Genomic DNA, 15693 nt, shown 5'->3' on the forward strand with positions numbered 1-15693 from the left:
GCCGTTCAGCGCTGCTGCCAGAAGCCCCGGTGCGGCTCCAGCATCTCCTCGTGCAGCGCAGGCACCGGGCCGATGACCTGCACGGCGCGCTGCCCGCGCGCGAAGACCTCGCGGCAAGGCAGGGACAGCGTGGGGTTCTCGGGATGGTCGCCCGTCAGCGCCAGCAGCGCCGTTTCCTCGGCGCCGTAGAGCACACGGCCTATGCCGGCCCAGTAGATGGTTCCGGCGCACATGGCGCAGGGCTCGAAGGTGGTGACCAGGGTGCACTGCGCCAGGTAGGCGCCCGGATAGTTGGCGGCGGCCGTGCGCGCCAGCGTGGACTCGGCATGGTTCACCGTGTCGATGTTGCCCTGCTCGGCCAGCACGGTCTCGCCGTCGGGCGCCAGCAGCAGCGCGCCAAAGGGGTGGCGACCCATGGCCATGGCCCGCCCGGCCACGGCGCCTGCGCGGCGCAGCTGGCGAGCGGCCTGTTCGTCGGTCAGGGGCGTCATGGAAGGCGGCGTCGTGGGTGCGGGCATCATGGCCGGATTCTCCTTCACTCGCCCTGCGAGCCGCGCCGTGCCCAGCCGGTGGTGCGCTTTTCGATGGCGCTGAACAGCTCGTACATGACCATGGCCATGGCGCCCACCACGATCAGGCCGGCAAAGGCCAGGCCCATCTGCATGGACGAGCCGGCCGACACCAGCAGGTAGCCGATGCCCTCGTTGGCCGCCGTCATCTCGCTGACCGTGGTGCCCACGAAGGCCAGGGTGATCGCCACCTTCAGCGAGCCGTAGAAGTAGGGCATGGAGCGCGGCAGGCCGACCTTGATCAGCACGTCCCAGCGCCGGGCGCCCAGCACGCGCAGCACATCCTCCAGCTCGGGCTCCAGCGTGGCCAGGCCGGTGGCGATGTTGACCATGATGGGAAAGAAGCTGATCAGGAAGGCCGTGAGGATGGCCGGTCCCGCGCCGATGCCGAACCAGACCACCAGGATGGGCACGAAGGCCGCCTTGGGCAGCGCGTTGAAGGCCGTCATCAGCGGATAGAACGCCGCATAGGCCAGGCGCGAGGAGCCGATCAGAAAGCCCAGCAGCACGCCCACCACGATGGCGATGCCGAAGCCCGCCATGGTCACCCAGTAGGTGCGCCAGGCGTGGGCGGCGATGATGCCGCTGAACTCGGCCAGCTGCCGGCCGATGGCCCAGGGGCTGGGGAAGATGAATTCCGAGACCTCGAAGGCCGAGCAGATGACCTGCCACAGCAGGATGACCGCCAGCAGCAGCACCCAGGGCGCCCAGCGTTCCGCGTATTTCTTGTGCATGTGAATCTCCCCCGTTCTATTGTTGGATGGCCGCGCCGGTCTTGCGCATGGCGCCGATGTGGCCGCGCAGCTCGTGCACGATGTCGGTGAATTCGCGCGTGTAGGTCAGCTCCAGCTCGCGCGGGCGCGGCAGCTCGATGTCGCGGCGCACCACGAAGCGGCCCGGGCTCTTGCTCATCACGTACACGGTGTCGGCCAGGAAGACGCTCTCGCGCAGGTCATGTGTGACCAGGATGACGTTGAAGCGCTGCTCGGCCTGCAGGTCGCGCAGCACGCACCACAGCTCCTCGCGCGTGAAGGCGTCCAGCGCGCCGAAGGGCTCGTCCAGCAGCAGCATCTGGGGCTCGTGGATCAGCGCGCGGCAGATGCTGGCGCGCTGCTGCATGCCGCCCGACAGCTGCCAGGGGTACTTGTCCTCGTAGCCGCCCAGGCCCACCTTCTGCAGCAGGGCGCGCGCACGCGCCTCGTACTCCTTGCGCTTTTGGCGGAACAGCGAGCGGTGCGGCTCCACGATCTCCAGCGGCAGCAGCACGTTGTCCACCGTGGTGCGCCAGGGCAGCAGCGAAGGCGCCTGGAAGGCCATGCCCGAGATCTTCAGCGGCCCGGTTACGCGCTCGCCGTTGACCATGACGCGGCCCATGGAGGGCATCTTCAGCCCTGTGGTCAGCTTCATGAAGGTGGACTTGCCGCAGCCCGAGGGGCCGACGATGGCGATGAACTCGCCGCGCCGCACCTGCAGGTCGATGGCCTCGACCGCGAAGTGGTTGGCGCGCAGCAGCTCCTCGTTGTAGGCAAGCCAGACGTCGCGGAACTCGACGAAGAAGGCGTCGTCATCGCCGTGGGATGTGGAGGAATTCATGGCAGGCAGCAGGCAAGGGCCGTGCGCGCCACCCGCTGGCGCACGCGCACGGTGTCAATCACTTTGTCGTCACTTCTTGGGCAGGATGTTCAGCTCGGCCGCAGACGGCAGGAAGCTGCCGTTCCAGACCTCGGACGGGTTCACGCGCGTCTTGGTGGCATAGACATCGGAGACCTGCGATGCCATCAGCGACAGGCGTGTGGGCACGACCTGGCCAAAGCCCTCGGCACGCGCGTCGGCGCTGTTGACCACGGTGTCGATGGCCAGTTGCAGGCGGCGTGTCTCCAGTTGGGTGTTGACGATGCCGTCGCGCTCCTTCACGTAGGCAATGGCCGCGCCCGGGTTGGCGATGACTTCCTTGGCCCCCTTGGCGAAGGCCTGCAGGAAGGCCTTGATGGCGGCCGGGTTCTCCTTGATCAGCTTCGGGCTGGCGATGATGGCGTTGCCGTACAGCTTCACGCCGAAGTCCGCATAGGGCATGACCACCACGTCGGCGGCCTTGATGCCGCGCGCCTCCAGGTTCAGCAGCGAGGTGAAGGTGAAGCCCGTGATGGCATCCACATCGCCGCGCACCAGCATGGTCTCGCGCAGTGGCGGGTCCATGGCCGTCCACTGCACGGTGCCGACCTGGTTGGCCTTGGCGAACAGCGGGAAGGCACGGCGGCCCGCATCGAACACGGGTGCGCCCAGCTTCTTGCCGGTGAGGTCGGCCGTCTTGGCGATGCCGCTTTTCTTGAGCGCCATCACCGAGGCCGGCGTGTTGTTGTAGACCATCATCACGGCCACGGGCTTGTTGGGCATGTCCGGGTTGTTGGCCTGGAACTCCATCAGCGCCGCGATGTCGGCAAAGCCCAGGTCATAGGCGCCCGAGGCCACGCGCTGCACCACGCCGCCCGAGCCGCTGCCGGCATCGACGGTGACATCCAGGCCCGCGTCCTTGAAGTAGCCCTTGGCCACCGGCTGCAGGAAGAAGGCGGCCGGCCCCTCGAAGCGCCAGTCCAGCTGGAACTTCAGCGGCGTGGCCGCGTGGGCCTGTGTCTGGGCCGTTGCCAGGCCTGCGCTGGCGGACAGGGCCAGGACGGTGTGCAGGAACAGTCGTTTTTGCATGGTGGGCTTCCTCTCTGGTGGTCAAAAGAAACGGTGGGGACGGAGCGGGGCCGGATCAGCTTTTCCAGGCGCCCTGGTGCGATGCGGCGGCCTCGCCGATCAGCGCCGGGCCTATGCATTCGATGGCGTGGGACGAGGCGGCGAACACATCGCGGCAGGACAGCTCGGCATCCTTCTGGTCCAGGCACTCGCCGCGGAATTCGCGCAGGCGCACGGCATCTATGCCGTAGACCACGCGGCCTATGGCCGACCAGAAGATGGCGCCCGCGCACATCACGCAGGGCTCGGCCGATGAATACAAGGTGGCTGCGGACAGCACCTCGCGGTCATGCAGCGGGCTGGCCAGGCGGATGGCCGACAGCTCGGCATGGGCCGTGCAGTCGCCGCTCTCGCCATTGGCGTTGGAGGCCTCGGCGAGCACGCGGCCATCGGCGGCCACGATGAGCGCGCCGAAAGGGCGGTTGCCGCGCTTGCGCGCGCGGTCGGCCATGGCGATGGCGCGGCGCAGGTACAGGCCGTCGCGCTCGTCGAGCGAAGCCTCAAGGGGCAGTGAAACGGTGGCGTGGTCCATGTGCGATCCCTCAGGCCTTGGCCATGCGCGCGGCCAGCGGCGGCAGCAGGCTGCGGTTGAACAGCGCATCGGCCGACACGGGTGCCTTGAGGCCGAAGGCCTGGCTGACCTGCTCGGCCTGGCGGGCCAGCAGCTGCGGGTCGATGTCGCCCAGGCCGTGGCGCTGCGTATCGGGCGCGGCCAGGTATTGCGAGGTGATGGCCCAGCGCGCCAGTTCCAGCTTTTCATCCAGGATGGGCTCGCGCTGGCGCACGGCGGCCACGGCCAGCGCGGGCTGGGCCAGGCATTCGATGAGGGCGCGGTTGCTGGCGCGCAGGAATCCCGCCACCAGCGCCGGCTGCTCGGCCACCAGCGCGCTGGAAGCCAGGATGGCGTTGCCATACAGCTGCACGCCCGCATCGGTATAGCGCAGCACCGACAGCTCCTCGGGCTTGATGCGCGCGAACAGCGACACGGCCGAGTCATGGAAATAGGTGGCCGCATCCACATCGCCGCGCACCACCACGTTGTCGCGCGCCGAGAACTCCGTCGTGGTCCAGGCGAACAGGTCGGCCGGCAGGTTCTGGCGCTGCGCGACCAGGGGCCAGACGCGGCGCGTGGACTCCACGGCGGCGGCGGCCACCTTCTTGCCCTTGAGGCTGGCGAACTCGCCCGTGATGCCCCGGTCCTTGCGGCCGATGATGGCGAACGGCGCGCGGTTGTAGTACTGGTAGACGGCCTGCACCCGCGCCGCGCCCGCGTTCTGCGCCTGGAACTCGATCAGCGAGCTGATGTCGCCCAGGCCCAGCTGGTAGGCGCCACTGGCCACCCGCGTGATGGATGCCACCGAGCCCGAGCCCACGTCGATGCTCACGTCCAGCCCCTCGTCGCGGTAGTAGCCCTTTTGCAGCGCCACGAAAAAGGGCGCGGTCTGCGAGGTCACGCGAAAGTCCAGCGTGAACTTCAGCGGTGTCAGCGCCTTGCCCTGGGCGAAGGCACCGGGCATCACGGCACTGGCAGCGGGAAGGGCGGCGGCGGCAAGGAAATGGCGGCGTTGCATGGTGGAACTCTCAGTCGCTATCAACATGGGGACCGGCCGCTGGCATGGGGCCGGGCGGCTGGCGTGACATGAGCAATTTCCGGGCAACGCGCACTGGGCGCGTGCTGAACGCTTCTACTCAGTGATGCTTGTATGCAAAGTGCGTACCACCCCCTGAGTCGCTTCGCGCCTTCCCCCTCTCTCGCTGCGCGGGAGGGGGACGACACCCTCGGTGCGGGGCGCCCCTTCCTCGGTGTCACTGGGCTGGGCCGCGCCGGTTTTCGACGCGGCGGGCATGCATCAGATTGGTGCCAGACGGTTCCGATGCGGCGCGTGCACCAAGCTGCCCGGCCCTCTTGCACCACGATGGAACGCAGGTGGCCTTGAACAGGCCTGCGCGGGCTGGCGCGCTGTTTGCTTGGGTGGTTGGCAAGAGTAGAAGCGTTCAGCTTGCCGGCCTGTGCCGGCGCGGGTCATTGCTCTTGAAGCGGGTGCGGGAGCGGCGTGGCTGCGACCTGTGCCTTGTCAGCCACTTCAAGAGCGACGGGCGGGATCGGCGTCTTTTTGCGCCGGCCGCTGCGTGCCTTGCCACTGCCTTTGCGGCAAAGGAAACAGACCATGAACATGCTTGCCAACCCCACCCTGACTTCGGCACCGGCTTCAGATTACGCCTTGGGTGAACTCGCCAAGGAGGCCCGCATGGGCGGCCAGGGGCAGGAGACGCGCGCACGGGAGGTGCGGGTGATCGACATCTCCGACTTTGACCGCCGCAAGGCCGAGATTGCCGATGCGATCTGGCAGGCCTCGGTGGAGATCGGCTTCTTCCAGGTGTCGGGCCACGGCATTCCCCAGCCCGATATCGATGCGGCCTTCGGGCGTGCCGAGCAGCTGTTCGCCCTGCCGCGCGAGGTGAAGGCGCAGTGGCCGCTGTCGCGCAATGCGGGCTGGGAGCACAAGGCGCAGATCCGGCCTTCCACGCGCACGCCCGACCAGAAGGAGTCCTACCAGATGACGCGCCCGCGCATGGCCGGCCTGTGGCCCACGGAGCAGGAGCTGCCGGGCTTTCAGCAGGCCACACTGGGCTTCGAGCGCCAGTGCTGGCAGGTGGGCATGCGGCTGCTGTCGTGCTTTGCGCACAAGCTGGGCTTTGATGCGGACTTCTTCACGCGCGCCCACCACCCTTCGGTGCCCGCCTACCAGAGCACGCTGCGCATGCTGCATTACTTCGCGGTCGATCCCGCGCTCAAGGACGAGCTGGGCCTGTGGCGCGCAGGCGCCCACACCGACTTCGACTGCCTGACCCTGCTGTTCCAGCGCGCGGGCCAGGGCGGCCTGCAGGTGCTGCCGGGCAAGGAGATGGAAGGCCAGCAATGGACGCCCGTGGACCCCGTGGAAGGCGTGATCACCTGCAACATCGGCGACATGCTCACGCGCTGGAGCGACGACCAGCTGCCCAGCAACTTCCACCGCGTGCGCAACCCCCTGCCCCATGAATACCAGGGCGCGCGCTACAGCCTGGCCTTCTTCTGCCAGGCCAACGAGGACGCGGTGATCGAGGGCCCGCAAAAGAAGTACCCGCCGATCACGGGCGCGGAATATCTGCGCCAGCGCATCAGCGCGAACTTCTCGAACAAATATTGATCCCCCTGAGCGGCTGCGCCGCTTCCCCCTTCTCGCTTCGCGGAGGGGGACGACGCCTTCGGCTGGGCGCCCCCGCCGCGAGGCGGCTCTTGCTCGGCGTCCCTGAGTTGGACCGCGCCAGTTTCCAGCGCTCCACTCTTTGACATAGTGTGGTGTGGCCTGGCCGGAAACGACAAGGCCCCGGATTCCGGGGCCTTGTCTGTGTCTGCGATCGGTGGTGGTGTGATCAGCGCAGCGACTCGATCAGGTCGATGTACTGCTGCTTGGCATCATCGGCCGAGGTGTCCTTGAGCTTTTCCCAGGCGTCCCACTTGGCGCGGCCGACCATGTCGGTGAAGCTGGGCTTCTTGGCCTCGTTGTCGCCTTCGGTGGCCTGCTTGTACAGCGCGTAGAGCTTGAGCAGCGTGGCGTTGTCGGGGCGCTCGCTGATCGAGGTGGAGTTCTTGACGGCAGCCTCGAAGGCGGCATTCAGATCGGACATAGCGGGTCTCCTGGTGGGCGGTTCGTGTAGCGGCACAGTGTAGCCAAAAAAGCAGGAATTTAGAACGACCGTGCTTTTTTCACCGTCATCCGAACCGAGACCGGCCATGCCGCTCCTACGCTGCGCTGCACAGGTGCCCGGCCATGGCCCATCGGTCTGCCTCGCAAGGCACGGGGGTCGGCGGCTGGTCCCGGGCGCTGCCCGGTTGCAGGATGCGGCCGTGCTCCATCACGACCACGCGGTCGGCGACGGCGAAGGCCTGCTGGCGGTCCTGGGTCGCATAGACGGCCGTACAACCCAGGCTGCGCAGCAACCAGGGAATTTCCTCGCACAGGCGCTCGCGCAGGTTGCAGTCGAGGCCGGACAGGGGTTCGTCCAGCAGCACCAGGCGCGGGCGCTCCACCACGGCGCAGGCCAGCGCCGCACGCTGCTGCTGGCCGCCCGACAGGCTGCCGGGAAGACGCTCGCCCATGCCCTGCAGCCCGACCAGGCCCAGGGTCTGCTGCACCCGCTCGTGGATCTGCGCGCGAGGCAGGCCGCGCATTTCCAGCGCGAAGGCCACGTTGGCCTGCAGGCTCATATGGGGCCAGAGCGCACGGTCCTGGAGCACCATGCCCAGCCCGCGCCGCTCGGGCGGCAGGGACTGCGAGGCGCTGGCCACGCACTGCCCGCCCATCCAGACTTCGCCGCGGCTGGGCTGCTCCAGCCCGGCCAGAATCTTGAGCAGGGTGGTCTTGCCGCAGCCCGAAGGACCCAGCAGGGCCAGCACCTCGCCGGGGGCGATCTGCAGGCTGATGTCCTGAAGCACGGCGCGCTCGCCGTAGATGCGCTTGAGCTGCCGGGCTTGGACGGCCACGCCCTGCGCGGCGGCCGTGGAGGATTCGGTGGAGATCACAGGGACCGCATGCTAGGTGCGGTGTGTGACATGCCGGTGTCGGCCGGCCCCTGCAAGGGCCTCAGCGCGTGGGCTCGCTCAGCCAGCGCTGGGCCAGCTTCACCCAGAACGTGGCGCCCTGCGGGATCAACTGGTCGTTGAAGTCGTAGCTGGGGTTGTGCAGCGTGCAGGGACCGCCGCCGTGGCCGATGGCGCGGTGGTCGCCGTCGCCATTGGCGATGAAGCAGTAGGCGCCGGGCTTTTCCAGCAGCATGAAGGCGAAGTCCTCGGCGCCCATCGAGGGCTCCTGGGGCAGCACATTGGCCTCGCCCACGACCTCGGCCATGACGCGGCGTGCGAACTCGGCCTCGGGCGCGGAGTTGATGGTGGGCGGGTAGTTGCGCACGAACTCGAACTCGCAGCGCGTGTCATGCGCCGCGCAGATGCTCTCGGCCAGGGTCTTCATGCGCCGCTCGATCAGGTCCAGCACCTCCAGCGTGAAGGTGCGCACCGTGCCCTGCAGCTCCACGCTGTCGGGCACCACGTTCGTGGCCTCGCCCGCGTGGACCATGGTCACCGAGACCACGCCCGCCTCGATGGGCTTGACGTTGCGGCTGACGATGGTCTGCAGGCCCAGGATGAGCTGGGCCGCCACGGGCAGCGGGTCGATCACCATGTGCGGCATGGCCGCGTGGCCGCCCTTGCCGCGCACGACGATGCGGAACTCGTTGCTGGACGCCATGGCCGGGCCCGGGCCCACGGCCATGGTGCCGGCCTTCATGCCCGGCCAGTTGTGCATGCCGAAGACGGCCTGCATGGGGAACTGGGTGAACAGGCCGCCCTCGACCATCTCGCGCGCGCCGCCGCCGCCCTCTTCGGCCGGCTGGAAGATCAGGTGCACCGTGCCCTCGAAGCTGTCGCGGTGCGCGGCCAGGTACTGCGCGGCGGCCAGCAGCATGGCGACATGGCCGTCATGCCCGCAGGCATGCATTTTTCCGGCGTGGCGGCTGGCGTGCTCGAAGGTGTTGAACTCCTGCATGGGCAGGGCGTCCATGTCGGCGCGCAGGCCGACGGCGCGGCCGCTGGCGCCGCCGTCACGGCCGTGGATGGTGCCCACCACGCCCGTGCGGCCCAGGCCGCGGTGCACGGCAATGCCCCATCCCTCCAATTGCCGGGCCACGAGGTCGGCGGTGCGGATCTCCTCGAAACACAGTTCGGGATGGGCATGTATGTCGCGGCGCAGCGCGGTGATCTCGGGTGCGCGGTCCAGCAGTTCCTGCAGCAAGGCCATGGGGTTCTCCTTCTAGAGCTGCAAGCCTACACCCGGACCTTGCCGTCGCCGGTCAGCATGGACAACTCCACGAAGCGCGGCTTGCCGGACTGCGGCTTGAAGACCAGCGGGAAGCCGGCCACCTGCTGGCCGTGCATGGCGTCGAGCGCGGCCACCAGGCCGTCGCGCGTGGGCTTGCCCGAGGCCGAGGCCTGGCGCAGCGCATCGGCGAACACGCGCGCCGCCAGATAGCCTTCCATGCTGGAATAGTTGGGCGTCAGCTTGCCGCCGCCCTTCTGGATGGCCGCCAGGAAATCGCGCGTGATCTGGCGCGAGGTCTGGAAGGGCGAGGGCACGACCTGGGTGACCACCACGCCTTCGGCATCCTTGCCCAGCGTCTCCGACAGCGCCTGGGCACCCACGAAGGACACGTTGTAGAACTGCCCGCCAAAGCCTGCCTGGCGCGCCGCACGCACAAAGGCCGCGCTGGCCGAGTAGGTGACGATCTGCACGATCACATCGGCGCCCAGCGGCACCAGCGTCTTGACGGCCGCCGCCACATTGTTCGAGTTGCGCTCCACCGTGGCCGCGCCCACGGGCTCCAGCCCCTTGGCGGCCAGCGCCGCCTTGACACCGGCCAGGCCCGACTCGCCATAGGCATCGTTCTGGTGCAGCACGGCCACCTTCTTCAGGCCCAGGCCCGTGAGGTGGCGCACCATCAGCGCCGTCTCGTCGGCATAGGAGGCGCGCACGTTGAAGACCAGGTGGGCCAGCTGGGGCTGGCGCAGCGCGTCGGCGCCCGTCAGCGGTGCGAACAGGGGCACGCGCGCCTTTTGCAGCAGCGGCAGCGCGGCCATGCTGGTGGAGGTGCCCACGTAGCCGAACAGGGCGAACACGTCGTCGGACAGGAAGCGCTGGGTATTGGCCACGCAGCGCTCGGGCTCGTAGCCGTCGTCCATCACGCGCAGTTCGACGTTGCGCCGGGCAATGCCCCCCTGCGCGTTGAGCTGCTCGAAGTACAGCTTGGCGCCTTCATGGAAGGGCTGGCCGATCTGCGCTGCAGACCCGGTCAACGGGCAGGACTGGCCCAGCACGATGGTGCCACCCGCGTCCTGGGCGCGCACTGCGCCGGTCCAGGTGGCGGCGGCAGCCGTGCTGGCTGCGATGAACTGTCTGCGGCTGAACGCCGTCTTGGGTCGGAGCATGAACTTGCCTGTTTTTGTCGCTGGAATCGGCGCCGTTGCTGCGTGCAGCCGGCTGCAAGGGTCCGCATAATAAAGACAAGCGGCGATTGCGGCATGCAAGACCGGCACCGCCCCTTGCCCGTGACGGCCTTTTCCCGTTTTCCCGGCTTTCACGGTTTTTTCGCAAAGTACCCACCCTGTCCGAGACCGCTGCCACCATGTCCTCCGCCACGCCCCCACTCCAGGCCACCTCACAGGTGCTGGGCGCCTGCCCCCATGACTGCCCCGATACCTGCTCGCTGGTGACCACGGTCGAAGACGGCATCGCCAAGAGAGTCCAAGGCAACCCCGCCCATCCGCACACGGGCGGCGTGCTCTGCGCCAAGGTCAGCAAATACACCGAGCGCAGCTACCACCCCGAGCGCGTGCTCACCCCGCTGCGCCGCGTGGGGCCCAAGGGTTCCGGGCAGTTCGAGCCCGTGGGCTGGGACGAGGCGCTGGCCGACATCGCCGCGCGCCTGCAGTCCCTGGCGGCGCGCGATCCCGAAACCATCCTGCCCTACAGCTACGCAGGCACCATGGGCCTGGTGCAGGGCGAGAGCATGGACCGGCGCTTCTTCCACCAGCTCGGCGCCTCGCTGCTGGACCGCACCATCTGCTCCAGCGCCGGGGGCGAGGCCCTGAACCTGACCTATGGCGGCAAGCTGGGCATGCGCGTGGAGCATTTCACCGAAAGCCGGCTCATCCTCATCTGGGGCAGCAACAGCATCGGCAGCAGCCTGCATTTCTGGCGCTATGCGCTGGAGGCCAAGCGCAACGGCGCACGCCTGGTGTGCATCGACCCGCGCAAGACCGAGACCGCCGACAAATGCCACGAGCACCTGCAGCTGCTGCCCGGCACCGATGCCGCCCTGGCACTGGCCCTGATGCACGAGCTGATCACGCACGGCTGGCTGGACCATGACTACATTGCGCGCCACACGCTGGGCTGGGAGGAACTCAAGGCCCGCGCCCTGCAGTGGCCGCCCGAGCGCGCGGCCCAGGTCTGCGGCCTGCCCGTGGAGCAGATCCGCCAGCTGGCGCGCGACTACGGCACCACCACGCCCGCCGCCATCCGCCTGAACTACGGCGTGCAGCGCGCGCGCGGCGGCGGCAATGCCGTGCGCGCCATCGCCTGCCTGCCGGCCCTGGTGGGCGCCTGGCGCCACCGTGCGGGCGGCCTGCTGCTGTCCGCCTCGGGCGCCCTGCCCGCGCAGCGCGCCCGACTGCAGATGCCGCACCTGCTGGGCGAGCGCCGCCCGCGCACCATCAACATGAGCACCATCGGCGACGCCTTGCTGCACAAAGGCGGCAACGGCTTCGGGCCGCGCGTGGATGCCATCGTGGTCTACAACAGCAATCCCGTGGCCGTGGCGCCCGAGTCGGCCAAGGTCGTGGCCGGCTTTGCGCGCGAGGATCTGTTCACCGTGGTGCTGGAGCAGTTCATGACCGACACGGCCGACCTGGCCGACTACGTGCTGCCGGCCACCACGCAGATCGAGCACTGGGACATCCACGGCAGCTACGGGCATACCGACGTGCTGCTCAACCGCCCCGCCATCGCGCCGCTGGGCCAGGCGCGCAGCAACGGCCAGATCTTCCGCGACCTGGCCGCGCACATGGCGCGGCATGACGACGCCTTTGCCGCTGCCCATTTCCAGACGGGAGACGAGCAACTGTGCCGCGAAGCCTTCGAGGGGCGCGGCGTGGACTTCGACGAGCTGATGGACAAGGGCTTTGCCACCCTGGCCCTGCCCGAGGCTCCCTTTGCCGAGGGCGGCTTCGCCACGCCCTCGGGCCGCTGCGAGTTCACCAGCGCCGAGCTGGCGCGGCGCGGCATGGACCCGCTTCCCGACTACCTGCCCAACTACGAAACCGCCGAAACGGATGCGCGCTACCCGCTGGCCATGATCTCGCCGCCGGCACGCAACTTTCTCAACAGCAGCTTCGTCAACGTCAAGAGCCTGCGCACCATGGAAGGCCGCCCGCTGGTGGAGCTGCACCCCGACGACGCCGCCCCGCGCGGCGTGGCCGAGGGCGACCGCGTGCGCGTCTTCAACGACCGGGGCAGCTACGAATGCCACGCCACCCTCAACGGCCGCGCGCGCCGGGGCGTGGTCAACGGCCTGGGCATCTGGTGGCGCAAACATGGCGACAACGGCACCAACGTCAACGAGCTCACCCACCAGCGCCTGACCGACCTGGGCCGCGCGCCCAGCTTCTACGACTGCGCGGTGCAGGTGCAGCGGCTGGCCTGAGCCCCGCCCCGGAGGCGGGCGATTCCTGCGCAATGGCGTCCGGCGCATCGGCACAATGGACCGCATTGCCACCACCGACAGGAGATGCCCATGCTGCAAACCGCCGTGGTCGCCGTGCGCGACCGTGCCCGGCTGCAGGAAATCGTCGGCGTGCTGCTGCGCTTCGGGCTGGCCGACCTGGTCGACACGCTGGGCCTGGCCCGCTTCGCGCCACGCGGCAGCCAGCCCCATCCCGAGCATCCGCTGGATGCCAGCCGCCCGGAGCGCCTGCGCATGGCCCTCGAACACCTGGGTCCCAGCTTCGTCAAGCTGGGCCAGATCATGGCCACGCGCTCGGACCTGCTCGCGCCCGAATGGACGGCCGCCCTGCAGCAACTGCACAGCCACGCCGCCCCGCTGCCCTGGGAGACGGCCCAGCCGTTGATCGAACAGTCGCTGGGCCTGCCCGTGGAGCAGGTGTTCACGCATTTCGATCCCGTGCCGCTGGCCTCGGCCTCCATGGCCCAGGTGTACCGCGCGCGGCTGCCTGCGGCTGAAGACCGGGAAGACCGGGAAGACCAGAAAGACGGCCGTGCGGCCAGCGCTGCCGACATCGAAGTCGTGGTCAAGGTCCAGCGCCCCGGGCTGCGCCCCCAGATCGAGGCCGACCTGCGCCTGCTCGAGCACCTGGCGCTGCTGGCCCAGGAACAATGGCCGCAACTGGCACGCTACCGCCCGCGCGAAGTCACGCGCCAGCTGGGCCAGGCGCTGCGCGAGGAACTGGATTTCACCGTCGAAGCCCACAACGGCGACGCCGTGGCGCGGCACTTCGCGGCCCAGCCCGAGATCGTCGTGCCGGCCATCCACTGGGCATTGAGCGGGCCGCGCCTGCTGGTGCAGGACTTCGTGCCGGGCGTGCCAGCCTCGGCCGTGGGTGCGGACCCCGCGCTGGACGGCCCGCTGCTGGCGCGCCGTGGCGCCTGCGCGTTCCTGCAGATGGTGCTGCGCGACGGCCTGTTCCACGCCGACCCGCACCCTGGCAACCTGCTGGCCCTGCCCGGCAACCGCGTGGGCTTCATCGACTTCGGCATGGTCGGGCGGCTGTCTCCCCAGCGCCGCCGCCAGGTGCTGGGCCTGATGCGCGCCCTGGTCGAGGGCCAGGGCCGCAGCCTCTCGGGCGTGCTGCTGGAATGGGCGGCCGAAAGCGAAATGCCCGGCCGCGCCCCGCCCTCGGCCGCACGCATCGAGGCTGCCGTGGACCGCTTCGTGACCCGCCATGGCCCCGGCGCCAGCAACGGCCGCCTGGTCATGTCCCGCGCCCTGCAGGACTTCATGGCCCTGGCCCGCGAAACCGGCGTGGCCCTGCCCGCCGACATGGCCCTGCTGCTCAAGGCCCTCATCACGGCCGACCAGGTGCTGCTGCAGCTGGACCCGCAATTCGACGTGGTGCAGACGGCCACGCCCCTGGTCAAGGCCCAGCTGCTGCAGCGCTACTCCCTGCGCAGCCTGGCGCGCCAGCGCCGCGCCGCCATGGCGCAGTGGCTGGAACTGGCCGACGACGCGCCGCACACCCTGCGGCTGGTGATGCAAAGACTGCGCTCGGGCCGGCTGCAGGCCGATCTGGACATACGCCACATCGACCGGCTTTCACTGGCACTGGAACGCGCCGCCACCCGCCTGGCCCTGGCCGTGGTCTCCGGCGCCTTCATCCTGGGCCTGGCCCCCGGCCTGCTGACCATGGGCCCGCGCCTGTGGGGCATCCCCCTCTTCGCCGCCCTGGGCGTGGCCGGCGCCGCCGCCAGCCTGGCCGTCCTGTTCATCACCATGCGCAGGCAGAAGGCGCTGGATTGATGGCTGGATTGATCGCTGGATTGGCGATCAGGAACGCCAAAAAAAAGCAGCACCAGCGCATCAGATCAAAGCCGGGCGCCGCCCCCAAAACCGCCACGGCCCAACCCAGAGACACCGAGGAAGGGCCTACGCCGGCCGCGCCGCCCCGCACCGAGGGTGTCGCCGGCTGCCCGTACGCCCCCTCCGCGAAGCGAGAAGGGGCGCCGTGCAACGGGCGACGTGCAACGGGAAGCGGCGCAGCCGCTCAGGGGGTCAGTCCAATTTGACGCCAGCGCTCTTGATGATGGCCCCCCAGCGCTTGGACTCCGCGCGCGACATGGCCAGGAACTGCTCGGGCGTGCCGGGCAGCGCCTCCATGCCGAAGTCCTGCATGCGCTTGACCACGGCGGGGTTGGCCAGCGCCTTGTTGAGCTCGGCGTTCAGGCGCTGCACCACGGCGGGGGGCATCTTGGCCGGGCCCAGAATGCCCTGGAAGGCATAGACCTCGGTATCGGGCACGCCGACCTCGGCCAGCGTGGGCAGCTCGGGCAGGCTGGGCACGCGCTTGCCCGTGCCAATGGCCAGGGCGCGCACCTTGCCCGACTGGATCACGGGCAGGCCCGAGGCCAGGTCCAGGAACATGCAGGGCACCTGGCCGCCCATCACGTCGGCCAGCGCAGGCGCCGCGCCGCGATAGGGAATGTGAGTGAGGAAGGTGCCCGTGCGGTTCTTGAACATCTCCATGGCCAGGTGGTGGGGCGAGCCGTTGCCGGGCGAGGCGTAGTTGACCTGGCCCGGATGCGCCTTCACGTAGGCCAGGAATTCCTTGAAGGTCTTGGCCTCGAAGTTCGGGTTCACCACCAGCGCCATCGGGAAGCGGCTGATGCCGCCGATGTAGGTGAAGTCCTTTTCGGGATTGAAGGACAGCTTGCTGAACAGGTGCTCGTTGTAGGCCAGCACGGCGTTGTCGGCCGACATGATGGTGTAGCCGTCGGGCTTGGCCGTGGCCACGATCTGGGCGCCGATGTTGGTGGAGGCGCCGGGGCGGTTGTCCACCACGATGGTCTGGTTCAGCGTCTGGCGCATGGCCTCGGCCACGGTGCGCGCCAGCACGTCGGTGCCGCCGCCGGGCGGATAGGGCACGACCCAGCGGATGTTGCTGGCGGGCCAGTCCTGCGCCTGTGCAAAAGGCGCGGCCATGCCGGCGGATGAGGCCGCCACGGCGGCCAGGAATTGTCTACGGTCCATTGTTGTCTCCTGTGGGATGGGTGTGATGGTC

The 15693-nt window shown here is 69.0% G+C and carries 14 protein-coding genes; 3 read left to right on the forward strand and 11 right to left on the reverse strand.

The genetic code is table 11. The features are described 5' to 3' along the window. Positions 1-5 precede the first annotated feature (5 nt). The 6 genes from IAE24_RS10365 to IAE24_RS10390 all read right to left on the reverse strand — a co-directional run bounded on the left by IAE24_RS10365 (position 6) and on the right by IAE24_RS10390 (position 4879). Entirely contained in the window at positions 6-521 is a 516-nt protein-coding gene (locus IAE24_RS10365) for a nucleoside deaminase (RefSeq protein WP_199960491.1), read from the reverse strand. Positions 522-535: 14 nt separating this feature from the next. Beyond that, the gene (locus tag IAE24_RS10370) at positions 536-1303 is read right to left on the reverse strand and encodes an ABC transporter permease (RefSeq protein WP_012203071.1); all 768 of its coding nucleotides are present in this window, start codon (positions 1301-1303) and stop codon (positions 536-538) included. A 16-nt stretch (positions 1304-1319) separates the two neighbouring features. Further along, a complete protein-coding gene (locus IAE24_RS10375) occupies positions 1320-2162 on the reverse strand; it encodes an ABC transporter ATP-binding protein (protein ID WP_012203070.1) in 843 nt (280 codons plus the stop codon). Between the two features lie 69 nt (positions 2163-2231). After that, entirely contained in the window at positions 2232-3269 is a 1038-nt protein-coding gene (locus tag IAE24_RS10380; protein WP_071954252.1) for an ABC transporter substrate-binding protein, read from the reverse strand. Positions 3270-3324: 55 nt separating this feature from the next. After that, the gene (locus tag IAE24_RS10385; protein WP_199960492.1) at positions 3325-3840 is read right to left on the reverse strand and encodes a nucleoside deaminase; all 516 of its coding nucleotides are present in this window, start codon (positions 3838-3840) and stop codon (positions 3325-3327) included. Positions 3841-3850: 10 nt separating this feature from the next. Then, positions 3851-4879: an ABC transporter substrate-binding protein gene (locus tag IAE24_RS10390; RefSeq protein ID WP_043780730.1), complete on the reverse strand. Its 1029-nt coding sequence runs from the start codon at positions 4877-4879 to the stop codon at positions 3851-3853. 597 nt (positions 4880-5476) lie between these two features. On the opposite strand from IAE24_RS10390, the gene IAE24_RS10395 reads away from it, so the two are divergent. Continuing rightward, entirely contained in the window at positions 5477-6499 is a 1023-nt protein-coding gene (locus IAE24_RS10395; protein ID WP_199960493.1) for an isopenicillin N synthase family dioxygenase, read from the forward strand. Positions 6500-6725: 226 nt separating this feature from the next. Here the strand turns inward: IAE24_RS10395 and IAE24_RS10400 are convergent, their stop codons facing one another. From IAE24_RS10400 to IAE24_RS10415, 4 genes are all read right to left on the reverse strand, one after another. Further along, positions 6726-6980: an acyl-CoA-binding protein gene (locus tag IAE24_RS10400; RefSeq protein ID WP_012203065.1), complete on the reverse strand. Its 255-nt coding sequence runs from the start codon at positions 6978-6980 to the stop codon at positions 6726-6728. A 115-nt stretch (positions 6981-7095) separates the two neighbouring features. Beyond that, the gene (locus tag IAE24_RS10405; protein ID WP_199960494.1) at positions 7096-7875 is read right to left on the reverse strand and encodes an ABC transporter ATP-binding protein; all 780 of its coding nucleotides are present in this window, start codon (positions 7873-7875) and stop codon (positions 7096-7098) included. Positions 7876-7936: 61 nt separating this feature from the next. Next, positions 7937-9145, reverse strand: a complete 1209-nt coding sequence (locus IAE24_RS10410; RefSeq protein ID WP_013804369.1) for a M20 aminoacylase family protein — start codon at positions 9143-9145, stop codon at positions 7937-7939. Positions 9146-9171: 26 nt separating this feature from the next. Beyond that, positions 9172-10329 (reverse strand): ABC transporter substrate-binding protein, encoded by a 1158-nt coding sequence (locus IAE24_RS10415; RefSeq protein ID WP_199960495.1) that lies wholly within the window; start codon positions 10327-10329, stop codon positions 9172-9174. A 197-nt stretch (positions 10330-10526) separates the two neighbouring features. Between IAE24_RS10415 and IAE24_RS10420 the strand changes: the two genes are divergently transcribed. Together IAE24_RS10420 and IAE24_RS10425 are read left to right on the forward strand one after the other, a co-directional pair. After that, positions 10527-12605 (forward strand): molybdopterin-containing oxidoreductase family protein, encoded by a 2079-nt coding sequence (locus IAE24_RS10420; protein WP_199960496.1) that lies wholly within the window; start codon positions 10527-10529, stop codon positions 12603-12605. 90 nt (positions 12606-12695) lie between these two features. Next, positions 12696-14435 carry an ABC1 kinase family protein gene (locus IAE24_RS10425; RefSeq protein ID WP_199960497.1) on the forward strand — a complete coding sequence of 580 codons (1740 nt, stop codon included), beginning with the start codon at positions 12696-12698 and terminating at the stop codon, positions 14433-14435. A gap of 252 nt (positions 14436-14687) precedes the next feature. Here IAE24_RS10425 and IAE24_RS10430 read toward each other — a convergent pair whose 3' ends face one another. Continuing rightward, positions 14688-15662, reverse strand: a complete 975-nt coding sequence (locus IAE24_RS10430) for a Bug family tripartite tricarboxylate transporter substrate binding protein (protein WP_016446620.1) — start codon at positions 15660-15662, stop codon at positions 14688-14690. Positions 15663-15693: the final 31 nt, after the last annotated feature.

Source organism: Delftia sp. S65, assembly GCF_016516495.1.
Classification (GTDB): Bacteria; Pseudomonadota; Gammaproteobacteria; order Burkholderiales; family Burkholderiaceae_C; genus Comamonas; species Comamonas acidovorans.

What these genes read in the sequence shown, in the direction of transcription:
- IAE24_RS10365 (WP_199960491.1), bottom strand. Translation starts at nt 521, where the DNA reads ATGATGCCCGCACCCACGACGCCGCCTTCCATGACGCCCCTGACCGAC.
- IAE24_RS10370 (WP_012203071.1), bottom strand. Translation starts at nt 1,303, where the DNA reads ATGCACAAGAAATACGCGGAACGCTGGGCGCCCTGGGTGCTGCTGCTG.
- IAE24_RS10375 (WP_012203070.1), bottom strand. Translation starts at nt 2,162, where the DNA reads ATGAATTCCTCCACATCCCACGGCGATGACGACGCCTTCTTCGTCGAG.
- IAE24_RS10380 (WP_071954252.1), bottom strand. Translation starts at nt 3,269, where the DNA reads ATGCAAAAACGACTGTTCCTGCACACCGTCCTGGCCCTGTCCGCCAGC.
- IAE24_RS10385 (WP_199960492.1), bottom strand. Translation starts at nt 3,840, where the DNA reads ATGGACCACGCCACCGTTTCACTGCCCCTTGAGGCTTCGCTCGACGAG.
- IAE24_RS10390 (WP_043780730.1), bottom strand. Translation starts at nt 4,879, where the DNA reads ATGCAACGCCGCCATTTCCTTGCCGCCGCCGCCCTTCCCGCTGCCAGT.
- IAE24_RS10395 (WP_199960493.1), top strand. Translation starts at nt 5,477, where the DNA reads ATGAACATGCTTGCCAACCCCACCCTGACTTCGGCACCGGCTTCAGAT.
- IAE24_RS10400 (WP_012203065.1), bottom strand. Translation starts at nt 6,980, where the DNA reads ATGTCCGATCTGAATGCCGCCTTCGAGGCTGCCGTCAAGAACTCCACC.
- IAE24_RS10410 (WP_013804369.1), bottom strand. Translation starts at nt 9,145, where the DNA reads ATGGCCTTGCTGCAGGAACTGCTGGACCGCGCACCCGAGATCACCGCG.
- IAE24_RS10415 (WP_199960495.1), bottom strand. Translation starts at nt 10,329, where the DNA reads ATGCTCCGACCCAAGACGGCGTTCAGCCGCAGACAGTTCATCGCAGCC.
- IAE24_RS10420 (WP_199960496.1), top strand. Translation starts at nt 10,527, where the DNA reads ATGTCCTCCGCCACGCCCCCACTCCAGGCCACCTCACAGGTGCTGGGC.
- IAE24_RS10425 (WP_199960497.1), top strand. Translation starts at nt 12,696, where the DNA reads ATGCTGCAAACCGCCGTGGTCGCCGTGCGCGACCGTGCCCGGCTGCAG.
- IAE24_RS10430 (WP_016446620.1), bottom strand. Translation starts at nt 15,662, where the DNA reads ATGGACCGTAGACAATTCCTGGCCGCCGTGGCGGCCTCATCCGCCGGC.